Annotated in this window: 7 protein-coding genes; 4 read left to right on the forward strand and 3 right to left on the reverse strand. The window is 38.7% G+C overall.

Features of this window, described 5'->3' with window-relative positions:
* Positions 1-35: 35 nt before the first annotated feature.
* Entirely contained in the window at positions 36-1,547 is a 1,512-nt protein-coding gene (locus CYTFE_RS25800; protein WP_044212412.1) for an alpha-L-fucosidase, read from the reverse strand.
* A gap of 503 nt (positions 1,548-2,050) precedes the next feature.
* Positions 2,051-3,682: a sulfatase family protein gene (locus CYTFE_RS0109040; protein ID WP_027471536.1), complete on the reverse strand. Its 1,632-nt coding sequence runs from the start codon at positions 3,680-3,682 to the stop codon at positions 2,051-2,053.
* A gap of 273 nt (positions 3,683-3,955) precedes the next feature.
* Here CYTFE_RS0109040 and CYTFE_RS25805 point away from each other — a divergent pair, with 273 nt between their 5' ends.
* Entirely contained in the window at positions 3,956-5,593 is a 1,638-nt protein-coding gene (locus tag CYTFE_RS25805) for an alpha-L-fucosidase (protein WP_052343106.1), read from the forward strand.
* A 281-nt stretch (positions 5,594-5,874) separates the two neighbouring features.
* Here the strand turns inward: CYTFE_RS25805 and CYTFE_RS0109055 are convergent, their stop codons facing one another.
* Positions 5,875-7,032, reverse strand: a complete 1,158-nt coding sequence (locus tag CYTFE_RS0109055; protein ID WP_027471537.1) for a helix-turn-helix domain-containing protein — start codon at positions 7,030-7,032, stop codon at positions 5,875-5,877.
* 203 nt (positions 7,033-7,235) lie between these two features.
* Here CYTFE_RS0109055 and CYTFE_RS0109060 point away from each other — a divergent pair, with 203 nt between their 5' ends.
* The 3 genes from CYTFE_RS0109060 (at position 7,236) to CYTFE_RS0109080 (ending at position 16,529) form a co-directional block, all read left to right on the forward strand.
* Positions 7,236-9,686, forward strand: coding sequence for a glycoside hydrolase family 2 TIM barrel-domain containing protein (locus CYTFE_RS0109060; protein ID WP_027471538.1), 2,451 nt, complete (start codon positions 7,236-7,238; stop codon positions 9,684-9,686).
* Between the two features lie 330 nt (positions 9,687-10,016).
* Positions 10,017-12,650: a family 16 glycosylhydrolase gene (locus CYTFE_RS30735; RefSeq protein ID WP_211238161.1), complete on the forward strand. Its 2,634-nt coding sequence runs from the start codon at positions 10,017-10,019 to the stop codon at positions 12,648-12,650.
* Between the two features lie 15 nt (positions 12,651-12,665).
* A complete protein-coding gene (locus tag CYTFE_RS0109080) occupies positions 12,666-16,529 on the forward strand; it encodes a VPS10 domain-containing protein (RefSeq protein ID WP_027471539.1) in 3,864 nt (1,287 codons plus the stop codon).
* Positions 16,530-16,579 lie beyond the last annotated feature (50 nt).

Consider the following 16,579-nt stretch of genomic DNA (forward strand, 5'->3'; position numbering starts at 1 on the left):
CTCGATTTTCCAATGCATTATTCAAATTAAACCATTTACTTTAACTCAATCTTAATGGCAAAAGCAAAATCACCAGGCTTTTCTTTGGGCAATTCTACTGTAAGACCTGTTTCTGTCAACTCCCACGATAATTCTTCGCCGGTAGCCAGCATGGTCACCTTCCGGATTTCATCACTAAGTAAGTTTTCTTTTTTTGCAAGGCTATGAATCACCATATTGTTTTCAGGCCAATCCAGTGCAATTGCATATAAGTTTCCATCTTTGGTAGTAAAACGAATATCTTCGGCCACCGCATCCTTATTTTTATCCTCACTCAAATGACCTTCTTTAATTTCCTGAGGTCCCTCACCAAAAACTTTCCAAGGACGAGTATCATAAATGGCCTCACCATTGGCTTTCAGCCACTGCCCCATTTCCAATAAACGTGTTTTAACCCCCTCAGGCATTACGCCATCGGCTTGAGGTGTAACATTTAACAAAACAGCACCATTTTTACTTACCACATCAACAAGAAAGTCAATTAACCTATTGGTTGATTTATATTTGGGATCTGAAATATTACACCAAGCTTTCCAATCAATCGAGTCATCTGTTAACCAAGGAAATTCTTTTTTTTCTTTCATCCGAGAGCGTTCTAAATCAAGCACTGCACTACCCTCAGCCATATCATGAAACTTATAGGTACACACTACATCTCTACCCCATTCTTGTGCTTTATTATAATAATTAGCTAAGAATTGTTTACGGTATTGTTCCTCAATAATATCCATTTTATTATCAAACCAAATAATATCCGGCTGATATTTATCCATCAACTCATTTAAACGATCTAACCACTCTTGGTGAAATTCTTTTTTCGGAGGATTGGGATAATCACCGGTAGCCATCACAAAAGAGCCTTCGGGAACATAAGGACCATATAGACCTGCATATTTTGGATCTCCGGCATCGGTATTTTTATCCCATGTTGGATACCAAGCGTATAACCAATGACGGTGATAAGTAGCAATAAACTTCATCCCCTGCTTACGAACAGCTTTTTCCATTTCTCCAACGATATCACGCTTAGGTCCCATATCCATTGCATCCCACTCTGTCAGGTCACTGTCCCACATGGCAAAACCATCTGCATGCTCTGCTACAGGACCGGCAAACTGAGCACCCGATTCTTTAAAAAGCTTAGCCCATTCATCTGCATTAAACTTTTCTGCAGTGAACATTGGAATAAAATCTTTATATCCAAATTCTTTTAAATTACCATAAGTCTCTTCATGATACTTACGAATAGGATTCCCCTTCTCATACATTCTAATGGAATACCATTCTGTTTCATGGGCAGGAACAGAATAAGGTCCCCAATGAAAATAAATACCAAACTTGGTATTTAACCACCATTCAGGCACTTTGTACTGTTTTAACGATTCCCAGTCAGCCGTATATTCTATTTTATCAGCTACTGCTACTGCTTCTGTTTTCGATTTCTGCGGCTTTGTATTACAGGCAACTAATGCAGTCGCAGCAAAAAAAATCAATAAATATTTTTTCATATGTTTAAAAATTAACAAAACCTCTCTGGCCGGTACAAATGTCAATCATTCACCTGCGTGACCAATTGTTTGCCCTGGCCATGCCAGTTTCATTTGTTTCAATTTATTTTTCAATGGTCATTTGAGAACTCCCAAATAAACCTATTATTCACCAAATTTTATATTCAAAGGCATTCATGAATCCTATGTATTTCATTGCCTGTGGACAAATTAATTGATTGAATTTACATGGTTGTTTCATCTATCTTCGTACAATAAATTTACCATTCTCTAATTTATATAAATTCGGTTAACATTTCAACTCGCCAACTAATTTAATAATTATGATACAATACTTTATAAGCACAAAAATAAACAGTGTCGATGAATAATATTTATACTAATACGATATATTTTATAACTATTGCGTCAACCTTATCATACGCTTTCCCTCAAAAAAAAGCGAAAGACACGCAATAAAATACAGTGTCTTTCGCTACAATCTTACATTTAACAAAATTCGATTACTTGTCCCAATACTCGTCCACTATCTTTTTTATATGTGGAAAATTTTCATCCGTATCTCCTATTTCTTCGCGCAAAGCCTTCAGTTTTTCTTTCATCATAACTTTCACTTGTGCGTAATCCGGATTATCATATACATTATTCATCTCTTTAGGATCGTTTCTTAAATCATAAAGTTCCCATGCCGGCGGTGTGTGACGTGTAAAGTCATTCCCCCACGACTTTTTGTTCCATTCAGCATTAGGATCATCGGTATCCACCCAATATCTGCCATAAAAAAAGATTAGTTTATAATCCTTAGTACGCACGCCAAAATGGGCAGGGTTTGCATGACGATGAGCCATGTGCATCCAATACCTGTAATAAGTAGCATCTCGCCAGCCTTCAGGCTCCTTCCCTGTTTCAAGAATTGTTTTAAAACTCTTCCCCTGCATATATTCGGGCGCTTTTCCACCTGCCAATTCTATTAAAGTAGGTGCAAAATCAGTATTATTTATAATAGCATCAGTTCTCTGTTCAGCTGTTATTTTTGCTGGATAATGAACAATAAAAGGCATACGCATAGACTCCTCGTACATCCATCGTTTATCAATATAATCATGTTCACCCAACATAAAACCCTGATCTCCGGTATAAACAATGATTGTATTTTCCCAGAGTCCTTCCTTTTTTAGATAATCGAACAAACGTGCCAAATTATCATCCACTCCTTTCACACAACGTAAATATCTTTTCAAATATTCCTGATACGCCAATTTAGTATACTCGGGATCCGGAATATCCTGGTCTATACCCATATGCATACCCATGTTACGTATGGTATTTCTATGAGAAACAGAAGATCCAATGATATGAATTAACTCATCATTATATCCTTTGGTACCCACAGAGCCGTTATTCTTATTATCATACAGACTGGCTGGTTCAGGAATAAATGTATCTTCCAAATAATCTTTGTAACGAGGTGCAAACTCAAAAAGATCATGAGGCGCCTTATAATGGTGCATTAGAAAAAAAGGTTTCGTCTTATCTCTGTTTTTCAGATAATCCAAAGTAATATCTGTTATTACATCAGTACTATGCCCTTCTGTTTTGATTGTTTCGGTATTTTTGGTAGCGGGAAACTCATATTTCATTCCCTTTTCAATAAATACAGGATTAAAATATTCGCCTTGCCCACCATGTCCAACTAAAACTTTATAGTAATCAAATGCCGACGGTTCAGCATGTAAATGCCACTTTCCGATCATTGCCGTTTGGTACCCCAGCTTTTTCATTTCCCGTGGTAGATATTGCTTATCACCGATAGTACCTTCCAGATCAAGCACACCATTTACATTACTATACTGACCTGAAATAATACATGCCCTACTGGGGGTACAAATGGAATTGGTCACATAGCAATTATCAAATACCACCCCTTCCTTAGCCAATGCATCAATATTAGGGGTTGGATTTAACTTAGCCAAACGGCTCCCATATACTCCTATGCTCTGCGTTGTATGATCATCAGACATGATGAAAATAATATTGGGTTTCTTTACTTCTTTAGCTTTCTCGCTACAAGCAGAAAAAATGGCAGATAATATCAGCATTACAGCCGCCACTTTATTAAAAATATTCCTATACATGACTTTAAATAATTTTATATTTTTTCAACAACTAAATTAATACTTTAACAGCAGTGCACATCCATAAATCCAACTGATTATAGGGGGTGTTTAACAAACAACACATATAAATACAACATTTTTTATATAATTATAGGATTCCCCCCCTTCTTTCCCCATCCTTTTTTTCCAAACCTTCTGATGTGTTGATCTATTTTTACCAAGAAATTTATTTACATCATACTCCATTTGTATAATAAAAAATATAGACCAAATAATTTGACACACATTAAGATGAACAGAAAATTACGAACTGGATTTTATGCATTCGCAACTGCTACTATCTTAACTTTAGGAGGGTGTTCAGAACCATCCAAAGTCAAAGACGAATGTTGCCAAAGCAAAACGAAAGCTTTCACTGAAGATTGGGAATCTCTGAAGAAAGTAAATGATGAACCTAAATGGTTTAAAGATGCCAAATTTGGTATTTACACTCACTGGGGGCCTGCCTCTCAAGCCTTTATAAATATGGCTCCTAAGGAGTATATGGGAGGTTGGCACGGCATGCTCATGTACGGAAAAGAAGGCATACCCAACTGGAAGACTGGTAAAATAGCCACAGGAAAAGATGGTATACCTAAACCCACATCCAACTATTTGCACCATACCGAACAATTTGGTGATCCGGTTGCAAACCCTGAAAAATATGGTTACAAATCACTCATTAAAAGCTTTAAGACAACAGGCTTTGACGCTAAGGAGTGGGCTGATTTATTTGAAAAATCAGGTGCTAAATTTGCGGGTCCTGTTGCTATGCACCACGACAACTTTGCTATGTGGAATAGTAAAGCGACCCGATGGAACTCCATGAACTATGGCGGAAAAGATATATCAGGGGAATTGAAAAAGGAAATCGAAGCACGAGGAATGAAATTTATCGGTTCATTTCACCATGCCTTTACCTGGAAGTATTTTGCGCCAGCTCACGTTTATGGTGGCGACCAAATAAAGGAAGAAGACTATGATTTATACACCGAGCCACACGGATATGATTCCCAAATGCCAACCGACCGCTTTCACGAAGAATGGTGGGCTAAATTAAAGGAATACATCGATGTATATCAGCCTGATGTAATATGGTTTGACTGGTGGTTAGAAAACATGAAGGAAGAATACCGTCAGAAATTTATGGCATACTATTATAACAAAGCAAATGAATGGGGTAAAGAAGTAGCTATCTGTTTTAAAGAAAGTACATTTCCTGACGAAACAGCGATACGCGACTATGAAAGAGGACGTCCTAACCAAACAAAACCAGATTATTGGTTAACAGACACATCGCCGGGCACCTGGTTTTATCGCTCCAATGCCAAGTTTGTTGACGCCAATGAACTAGTAGACATATTGGTGGATATTGTTGCTAAAAATGGCAATATGCTCCTAAATGTTCCCCCCGACCCAGATGGAACCATACCACAAGTAATGAAAGACTTACTTCTGGAAATGGGTGCATGGTTAAAAGTAAATGGCGATGCCATATACGGTACGCGCCCTTGGGCCTGCTTTGGCGAAGGACCAACACGCTTACCCTCTGGCGGTCATAAAATTGAGCGTAAAAAAATCAGATATACCGAAAAAGATATTCGTTTTACAAAAAAATCAGATACTGAATTTTTTGCCATCGTAATGGATACTCCTAAAAAAGATATTGTCATCAAAACATTGAGCACAGACATTGCGGTATTACCTGTTGCCATTGAAAAAGTAGAATTGGTGGGAAGCCAAGAAGAAATCAAATGGAAAAGAACTTCAAAAGGTTTAGAAATAAAAGCTCCATCAAAATACCCAACAGATTACGGACATGCCTTCAGAATTATCTGCGAAGGATATAAAGAAGCAAATATTGGAGGTGACCTAGAACAGGATTTGTAGGCATCATTTTTCCTTGTGTCTATAATTTTTCTCCAAACCCCAAAGATGCATTAGATCTTCGCAATGGATTTTCTAATGCATTTTCGGGGTTCATGGCCTCTCGCCAACGCCGCCCCCAGGGCTATTACGCTGTCCAACCCCGCGGTCTATCTGCTGGTAGTTGAACACTTAAATAGAATTTATTGAATATCGACATTATTAAACTGTAACTTCTTATGATTTAATCAAATAAGCCTTCAACATTGAGAATGATGATTTACAAATAGTTTAGTGTCGCAGCCTCATAAAATCTCTATCTGAACAAGCTCACAGGTTATATCTGTTCGGTGAATACCTGTAACTCGAAACAAAGCATTAAAAAATTTGCTTCCTTCAGGAAGCTCACTATAAAACTGTTTAAGCCATTCTCTATTGGTGAAATTTCGGACCGTTGCCAGAGTTCCAATATCATTATTGGATGTTAAAAACAGCGCCACATTATTATTCTCCAGTGGCATACATGAAACCATGGCATATTCTGTTTTTCTTCCATTTTCAATGTGTGTAGTATATTTAAACGTTTTTGCGCCATCCTTATACATGAAACCGTCCACATACTTGGAAAACACTTTACTAGTGCTTAAAAATAATGCATCGGAAGTATTCATCGTTTTAAACTGTCCCACATAAATAACATGATGATCCCGGGATTGCTCCAAGCGAAATTCTGACTCCAATCGTACTTCAAAGGTATTTCCATGCTCATGAAACCACTGGTCCAATTCGTGCACAGCATAAGGCGCCATTTTCGTCATCATAGTATAGTCCGCCGCCCGCAAATTTGTAATATGATGATCACTCATATACTTTGATAATTCTATTTGTGAATTAATGCCTTTAATATGAACAGGCATCCATGACCCATCGTCCTGTTTTTGTTCACAAATAATATGGTCCGCAATTACACAAATATTTTGCGCATCAGCAGAAAAAAAATCACCCCAACAATACGCATCGTTCTTAGGGTAAAAGACAAGCACCAAAGCACCTATTAACAAAAGCACTCCTATTACAGTCATCTCATTAGCATGAGTAAACAAGCACTTTCCTTTAATTCTTCTTTCACCTGTATCTGGAGTAATAAATTGCACATTGTATTGCCCTTTTTCAATCCTGAACATCACGCCATCTTCCGCTCCAACTTCTCTATAGTATTCATCCAGTTTCTTACGCAGATTAAACATATACACCCTGACCTTCCCATCATTATTTTCGGGCTTATAATTATTTTGAAACAACTCAACACCTATAATATGCTCTTTAATATCTTCACCTTGCACAGCCTTAGATACCAAAAAACTTAGTAAGCGAGCATTTCTTGGCGACTTAGCAAAAATAGGATGATTAACTACTCTCTCCAGTGATTGATTAATAATGGTGATATCGACCGTATGTTCCATAGGAGCACAAAACTATAAAAATCTAAATGAACAATAAAAATCCATCAAACTATTTACCACATTGAATACCAGAAAAATTAACCTGGTAATTAACGGTTAAATTACTGTTTTAAGCAACACTCACCAATACTGTATCATGTACTTTTATACATTTACACTACACTAAATTCTATTGATATTCACAATAATTTAATAAATAAAGCATGAAACATTTATCGCTTATTATTTACGCCATTACCATGGTATTATTTTCTTCCTGTCATCAAACATCTCATCTGAATAAAAAGGAGCTTTTTGACTATGACTGGAAATTTACGCGAGGAGAAGCTTTGGGAGCAGAAAACCCCCACTTTATTGATAAGGAGTGGCAATCTGTCAATTTACCCCACGATTGGAGTATCGAAGGCCCATTTAGCAAGGATAATCCTTCTTTCTCAAGAGGAGGGTGGTTACCTACTGGCAAATGTGCATATCGCAAAACCTTTCATATCACTAAAAACCAAAAAGATAAACGCTTTATAATTTATTTTGATGGAGCCTACCGTAACTCCCAAGTATATATCAATGGTACCCTTTTAGGCAAAAGACCCTTGGGTTATATCGCATTCTATTACGATATGACTCCATATATAAAAGTAGACAAACCCAATGTAATCACAGTAAAACTCGACAATTCATCTCAGCCGGGTTCTCGTTGGTATACAGGTACGGGAATCTATCGTCATGTTCACTTAATTACAACGAATAAAGTATATGTGCCCATATGGGGAAATTATATTGTAAGTAATAATGCTTCCAAAGAGGAAGCCACCATCAACATAGAAACACAGATCAACAATGACTTCAAAGAAAGTAAGGAGTGCGAACTTAAATATACGATATACGACCAGCAGGGAAACAAAGTAGCACAATCTTCACAAAATGAAATAATAGAAGCCGAAAACAACAAGAAGGTTAAACTGGACATAACACTAAAAAAACCCCAACTATGGGATCTCAAAAAACCACATCTGTACACCATAAAAACAGTAATATCCATCCACCAACAGCCCATATATAGTCAAACAGACAAAACAGGCATCCGCAACATATCCTTTGATGATCAAAAAGGATTTTTCCTAAACGGACAAAACATAAAGATAAAAGGTGTTTGTCTTCACCATGCTGGTGGCCCACTTGGAGCCGCGATTCACCGCAGAACGATTGAACGCCAACTGGAGAAATTAAGAGAGATGGGATGTAACGCAGTACGCACCGCTCACAATCCTTTTTCTGAAGAATTCTTAAATGTTTGTGATAGCATGGGTTTCCTTGTTATGAACGAAATGTTTGATGAATGGGAAAAAGTAAAAGAACCTGCCACAACACAGAATGGAAAAAAAATTAGAATACCCGTAGATTTTTATGCTAACATTTTTCACAAATGGGCCGATAAAGACCTGACTGATTTTGTAATGAGAGACCGAAACCATCCTTCTGTTATTATGTGGAGTATCGGAAATGAAATAGACCAGATGCGTAAACCTGCAGGTGAAATAATTGGTAAGCGACTGGCAAAAATCGTTCACCAGCTGGATTATCGCCCCATAACCAATGGCGTCCACGGATATGGTTGGGGAGTATGGCCTGATTCAGCTGCCGCTGCCGTAAATGATATTTATGGTTATAACTACATCAAAAACGACGGACTAGACAAAGAGCGTCAACTACACCCCAACACTAAGACGATCATCACAGAACACGAATCGGCACAATCATTTTACCCTCGCGGAACCTATTTATACGATGATGCAAAAAAAGCATGGTGGGACAAGTTAGCCTACGAATACAATGAAGCCTTTGAATGGGTAGAGAAAAGAGATATACGCGGAGAAAGCGGTATGAACGCATGGAAATGGGTCAAAGAACGTCCTCATGTCATGGGTATGTTTATCTGGACCGGTTGGGATTATCTGGGAGAAGTAATTCCCTTTGGTTGGCCTGCCCGTTCATCTTCCTTTGCCCCTATAGATCTCTGTGGATTCCCTAAAGACGGTTACTATTTTTATCAAAGTCAATGGACAGATAAACCAATGGTTCATATTTTTCCACATTGGAACTTAGATGGTATGGAAGGTAAAAAAGTAACGGTATATGCTTTTACCAACGGAGAAGAGGTAGAACTTTTCCAAGATGGAAAATCATTAGGTAAAAAAACAAACAATTGCCAAGGTGTTGAATACCAAAGCTGGGATTTGATTTACAAACCAGGCGAACTCAAAGCTGTTTCCTATAAAAACGGAAAGATTCATGCCCAAAAAACAGTCAGAACAGCAGGTGAACCAGCAAAAATACAAGTGAACTGCCGAAGAAATTCCATGAAGGCCAATGCACAGGATTTGATTTATGTGGAATGTACAATAATTGATAAGGATGGTAACGAAGTCCCTACGGCAGACAACATGATAGAATTTGAAATGCTTGGTCCGGCAACAATCGCGGGCGTAGGAAATAGCAACAACATGAGCCTGGAATCTTTCAAAAGCAATCAACACAGTGCTTTCAATGGAAAATGCTTGGCTATTATTCAATCAACAAGAATAAGCGGAGATATTTCTCTCATTGTAAAATCCTCAGGTCTACCATCTACCACCATCCATTTCCATTCGAAATAAAAGACAACAACATTTGTATATTTTAATGATAGACATAAAAAAGTGAAAATACCCCTTTAAATCCTGTTAAAATAATCATGGCTCCGCGGAGAATCTACATATCTTGCAAAGACAAAGGACACGGATAATCAGCACTTTGCTAATTTTTAACACAGGTACCGTCAAGCGAACATTGTTCTCACTTAAATAGAGAATGAACCTTGACAAGTTGCATGTGACCATTAAAAATAAAATATAGATACATGAAGCGAGCCATGGGAATAATTTCACACACAGGGGAATGATTAATGTTGGCGAGTTCCATATGACCATTGAAATATACATTTAAACATGAAAACATTATCAATCTTATTTTTCACTATTTTCCTTGGTTTAACAGCCAACAGTCAAAACAAACCAAGCCCGCCTGATTCATGGCTCACCCCATTGTTATCAGATAGTGCTCATTTTATTTTAGAAAGCAAAGACAGTATTGTATGGGGTTGTGCACCTATTTACGACGATGAAGGAAAAGTACATGTTTATTACTCCACCTGGAAAAAAGAAGACAACTGGCTTATCCACAGCAAAATAGCGCACGCAGTAGCCGATCACCCGGAGGGACCTTATAAAAAACTAGGTATTATATTAGAAGGTAGAAAGGGAAAATGGGATGCCAACACCATCCATAACCCCAGTATCTATAGAGTAGATGGTAAGTATGTTTTATTGTATATCGGTAACGATACTACCCAACAAGATAATTGGCGTGCCAAAGCTAAATCAGCCAACACACAAAGAGTAGGAATGGCTATCGCTGATAATCCTTACGGTCCTTGGAAACGATTTGACAAACCCATGATTGATGTCTCACCAGATACCATGGCCTGGGATGGCTATTGTACGGTAAATCCGGGCTTTTTAAAACATCCCAATGGCGAATATTGGATATATTACCGCAGTTGGGACAGAAGAAACGACGACCGCCGAAAAACAGGCGTAGCCATGGCTAAAAATCTCACAGGACCATATGTAAAATATAAAAACAACCCCATCATTGATTTTCCAGAAAGAGGAGGGCAAACGGAAGACCCTTATTTTTTCTTCTATAAGAACAAATTTCACTGTTTGATCAGAGATATGGGTAATTACGATTGGTTGAGTGGGTTATATCTGGAATCTGATGATGGTTTAAACTGGGGCCCCTATTATCGTAGTCATCATAAAGGCGCTCATTATTTACCTGTCGACAAAAAAGCCCGTTATGAACGTGTTCAAGTACTTTTTAGAAATGGAGAACCAGAATACCTTTTTAACGCCATTTTACGTGAAGGCAGAAAACACAGTGGTGCGGTACTAAAAATTAACATGCCTGAGGTTGACAACAAACTACCACCTGCTCCCCTGGGTTTTAAATGGGTAAAAAACAAAAAGTTTTCAGATGAATTTAATGGAACAGAACTAGATACAAATATTTGGCATCAACGCTCTCCTTTTTGGAAACACGGCAGACCACCTGCCACATTTCGTGACTATAGTGTATCCGTCAAGGATGGCTATATGCAAATCAAAAACTCAGTATTAACAGGAGATAACAAATACAATATTGCTGGTGGAGCCGTGGCTTCGAAAGCTATGGATGCTCATTATGGTTATTATGAGTGCCGCATGAAAGCCTCTAGCATATCTATGTCCTCCACATTCTGGCTAAAAAATTTACCTCAAAAAGAAGGATGCACCCATAATCGACAAGAGTTAGATATTGTTGAAGTTGTTGGCAAGCGTAAAACAGGCCACGATTTTAATCATATACTCCACGCCAACTCTCATTACCTATATTTTGATTGTGATGGTGAAAAACAAAGCAAATCAGTTGGCGGAAATTGTCCAATTACGCCTGCTGCCAACGAAGCCTTTCACACTTATGGCTGCTGGTGGAAAGATGCCAATACACTGTTATTTTATGTGGATGGAGAATACCGTTTTACCATACATCCCAGTACCCAATTTAATAACAAACCTTTTAGCAGACCCATGTATATGCACATGGTAACAGAAACCTACAATTGGGAAAGCCCTCCAACACCTGAAGAATTAAATAATGACAAGATAAATACAACATATTACGACTGGGTGCGCGCATACAAACTGGTACCTATTACCAAAACAAACAGTGAAGGGCTCACCAAGCCAAAAAAATTTTACAAAGACTCTGTTGATTTCAGTAATGCTCCCAAACGCATCAATCATAAATATCCATTATCAGATCAAAAAAACAAAAAAAAATGGAAGATGCTCAAGGACTACTCTGACGAATTTAACGACGACACCTTGGATATTAGCAAATGGTATCCCAATAACCCAGGCTGGAAAGGAAGAGCACCCACCTATTTTCATGGCTCCAATGTCAGTCTAGAAGGCGGTGAACTAATCATGCAAATCAATCAGCATGGAGATGAAACACTGCCAGAAGGATATACCCATTCTGCTGGTTTTATCAAAAGTAAAAAGAAAATTCTCTATGGTTACATCGAAGCCCGCTTAAAACCCAACAACTCACCTTGGGTAACAGGTTTTTGGATGACCAATGTAAGCAAAGACTGGTGGACTGAAATTGACATATGCGAAAACTGTCCCGGCGTAGCGGACAATCGCCACGACTTAAACTCTAACCTGCATGTTTTTAGAGCACCCAAAGACAAAGGTGATGTGAAAGAACACTTTAGTAGAAATGCCAAATACTACATTCCTTTTGAACTCCAGGATGATTACCACACCTGGGGTCTTGAATGGAACAAAGACTACATTCGTTTCTATCTGGATGGTGTTCTTTTTCGTGAAGCACCCAACACCCACTGGCATCAGCCTCTGGAAATCAACTTGAATAACGAATCTAACAAATGGTTTGGTGCCTTGCCCGATGACAATCGATTAGACGAGCTCTACAAAGTAGATTATGTAAGAGTTTGGCAGCAAAAACAATAATATAAAACATAGGTCATGAAACATATTTTTAATGTTCTTCTGCTTTTGATAGCAGGACAAATAGCCGCACAAACCAACCTGTTACCCGACGCAAGCTTTGAGTCCGGCACCATTACAGGCAGCAATAGCGACTACTATAACTACGAAGGAAAAACACTATGGAGAGCTTGGCCTTTTATTGGCTTTGAAATAGATAACGAAATCAAAAACAGCGGTTCCAGATCACTAAAAATTGTTTACAAAAATTATGGAAATGGAAGTCCTTCATTCAGAACTGAGCATTACCCACTACTGGACGAAGGGAGCTATCAATTTTCATTTTACTATAAAACAGATATCGATCGCTCCTCCTCATATATTGAATTTGACATTCGTTATGGAACCCAAAGCGGTGGAACAACCAGCATCAGTGTTCAACAAAAACCAATAGTAAGCGAGGCCAAGGATGGTTTTGTAAAAGTAAGCGTAGAGTTCGAAGCCAATGAAAGCTTTACCACCTTTGCTCCATATATCCGTATACCTTATATTTCTGAAGGGGCTTTTTTGTATATCGACGATGTAATGTTAAATAAAATCGCTACAGAACCCAAAGCAACCAGTCCTACCCCCCTCAATGGAAGCACCGGAATAAACGCTAACAACACTATCTTACAGTGGGTTGGAGGTATAAATGCTGTCAAAAGAAACATTTACTTAGGAACATCTTCAGGAAACCTTCCCCTAATAGCATCTGAAACAAGTGCCACCACCTACCCGATTGCTGATTTAGAAAACCAAACCCAATACTTTTGGCGAGTAGATGAGATGGATGCTTCCAATCATATTACAACAGGTGATGAGTGGAGTTTTACTACCAAGACATTCTATGAAGAAAACATGGAAATAATACAAACACAGCGAGTTGAATCGGATAAACTCGTTACATGGAAACAATTTGGACCGGGAAATGCAGGATTCAACAACTTTTTACGCTATCACCCACTTTTACCAGATATATGCCTGACATCACCAGATATGCTTAACACCTACCAAACCGAAGATAATGGAAACACTTGGTTCACAGTAAAAGATATAGACGGCACAGGAGAACTCGCTCGTATATATGATATGTTTTATGCTACAAAAACACCTGAGTTTGCCATCGCCATCGAAAGTTCACGATTATACATCAGTAAAGATACCGCCAGAAGCTGGCAAGCAATCAACAATTGCCCTTGGTATACACATATGGATCCAAAGGGAAGCGAAGGCCGTTCATGGTACAGAAAAATATCTTCAGTAGCCATCGATCCCCAGGACAATAACACTTGGTATGTAGGCGCAGGTAACTTTTGTCGTGGACAACAACAACTATGGAGTACCGTCAGTTCACCAACCTACGACAACCCTCGTGGTAGTGAAAATATCTACGATAACATTAAGTATCAGGGTAAGATATGGAAAACAAGCGATGCCGGACAAACATGGTTAGAACTAACAAGCGGAATCGATGAGAAAGCGCAATTCTCCAGAATCATCGTACATCCCGAAAATAAAAATATGATTTTTGCCGGTTCACAGTACGGACTATACAAATCAAACAATGGAGGTACATCTTGGACAAATATTGGCAACGGGAAACTGGACAACAATACCATCATGAACATGGATTACTACTACGATGCAGCTTCGCACAGGTTCGTATTATACGTAATTGATCAGGTACGTTATTATCCTGATGGCCAAAGCACCCGCTGTGATGGAGGTATTTTTAAATCAGAAGATAATGGAGAAACATGGATCAACATCAACGGTAATTTAGGTTTGGATATCAACCAGTTAACTGGAGGCGTGCCATACAACTACTACCAATATATTGCAAAATGGTTTGGCATAACAGTAAGTGAGGCACAAGGTACTTATCCAAGCCTACCAACTGCCGCTTTGCAATATTTTAACTCATTAAATGTAGATCCCAGTGGTAAAGATGCATTATACGTTGGTTTTTATGATGCACAAGTTCAAAAATCCTTCACACCTGGCCGTTTGTGGAAAACAACCGATGGAGGCAAAAACTGGATCAATATAGCCAGAGATTACGCCCCTGCCTGGGAAGCAGACAAAGCATACTGGGAGAGCAGAAACAATCCATACAACGACAATATGGTCGAAGGACACCAACTATCCAACCAGCAATGGAACCAAAACTACCCTCTGCGATCCCTGAGATACTGCAGCGTTAATTCACGGGGGGATATAATGCTGATTTATGCGCACAATACATTTCGAAGTACAGATGGTGGAGAGACTTTTCAACAGATAGATGAAACCTATACCAGCAATGGTAATATCATGCCTGCCGGAAACAGTAATCTACCAGGACAGTGCATATGGCAGGATAAACGATTAGGAGAAAATGTTATATATGGCGGTTCTGGAGAACACCATTTATGGAAAACCACCAATGATGGTTCCGAAGGAAAACAAGCCGCCAAATACCTAAATGGAACACAAGAAAGCGTATTTGCTGTGGCAACACATCCATGGGACGAAAATACGGTTTATACCACTTCTATGCGTCAAAAAGACCTGGACCGAATATTCAAATCAACCGATGGTGGTGAAACTTTTGTAGATTGGGGTAAAGCAACGATGGCAGAAGAGTGGATGAGAACCAACCACATACGAATTGATCCCATCAACCCACTTAACATGTACTTTGGCGTTACTGAAGTAGCCGGTTCGGGAGGAGGTAGTGGTACTGATGGTCCCGACAAAGACAAAGAAGGTGGCTTCCATAAATCTACTGATGGCGGCAAGACCTTCTCTCCCAGCAACAATGGAATGCCTACTAAAGTATGGGTAAGAGATATAGAGTTTGACCCAAGAGATAACACCCGTGCCTCCATTTTTGTAGCTGCCCCATGGAACAAAGAAGTACAGATCAATGGCGGTCTGTTTCACTCTAACGACAGAGGTGAAACATGGAGCGAGATTCCCATATCTAATAAGATCGAAGGGGTTAACAATATTGCATTTGACCATACAGGTCGTTTGTATGCAAGCGCTGGCAGAAGAGCTGCCAACGATGATGCAGGTGGATTATTCTATAGCGACGACTATGGAGAAAGCTGGACACAAATTTTTGAAGCTGAATATGTAGATAACTTTGATATTTCACCATTTGACAACAATGTACTGGTATTTTCGATGGGGGAATTAGCCACCAACCCTGGCATATTTATTAGTTTGGATAGAGGCAAAACCTGGAGCAAAAATAACCACACAATAGGAACTCCATCTAAAATCACCCAAGTGGAGTTTGACTTACACAACCCAACTACCTTATGGCTATCTGTAATGGGAAGTGGTTTTTATAAAGGATATTTTAAAAACGGAGAAGATACTCGTAAAATAACCCTTACACCAGGGACAAGCGTACTTAACCCACAAGAAACCTTACAACTTCATGTTGAAAAAACAGGGCTCAGTGGAACTATCCAATATAAATCAAGCAATCAAAGTGTAGCTTCCGTCTCTGAAAACGGATTGGTAACAGCCATCAAAAAAGGAGCTGTTAAAATATGGGCCACTTCCGAAGATGGCCGATATTCCGATTTTCTCTACTTGGTGGTAAGTGATCAACATATTGGTATCAAAAACCAAAAAAGCATTGAGGTATCGGTGTTTCCTAACCCCACCAAAAACTTGTTGTTTGTGAAAGGAGATTATACGGGGAATTTAAACATGAAAATATTTGCTCCCAATGGCACACTGACTAAAGTCATAACACATATTAAAGCCAACAAAATTGATATATCCGACCTGAATAATGGATTATATTTTTATTTGCTGGAGAACAAGCAAGGCGTTTCTACAGGAAAATTCATTGTTCAATAAACTTACCACCAACACCTCATTCCTGGACCATTCATACAAAACGATTGCTG

Origin of the sequence: Saccharicrinis fermentans DSM 9555 = JCM 21142, assembly GCF_000517085.1 — a bacterium.
Taxonomy (GTDB): Bacteria; Bacteroidota; Bacteroidia; order Bacteroidales; family Marinilabiliaceae; genus Saccharicrinis; species Saccharicrinis fermentans.

What these genes read in the sequence shown, in the direction of transcription:
- CYTFE_RS0109060 (WP_027471538.1), top strand. Translation starts at nt 7,236, where the DNA reads ATGAAACATTTATCGCTTATTATTTACGCCATTACCATGGTATTATTT.
- CYTFE_RS0109055 (WP_027471537.1), bottom strand. Translation starts at nt 7,032, where the DNA reads ATGGAACATACGGTCGATATCACCATTATTAATCAATCACTGGAGAGA.
- CYTFE_RS25805 (WP_052343106.1), top strand. Translation starts at nt 3,956, where the DNA reads ATGAACAGAAAATTACGAACTGGATTTTATGCATTCGCAACTGCTACT.
- CYTFE_RS0109040 (WP_027471536.1), bottom strand. Translation starts at nt 3,682, where the DNA reads ATGTATAGGAATATTTTTAATAAAGTGGCGGCTGTAATGCTGATATTA.
- CYTFE_RS30735 (WP_211238161.1), top strand. Translation starts at nt 10,017, where the DNA reads ATGAAAACATTATCAATCTTATTTTTCACTATTTTCCTTGGTTTAACA.
- CYTFE_RS25800 (WP_044212412.1), bottom strand. Translation starts at nt 1,547, where the DNA reads ATGAAAAAATATTTATTGATTTTTTTTGCTGCGACTGCATTAGTTGCC.
- CYTFE_RS0109080 (WP_027471539.1), top strand. Translation starts at nt 12,666, where the DNA reads ATGAAACATATTTTTAATGTTCTTCTGCTTTTGATAGCAGGACAAATA.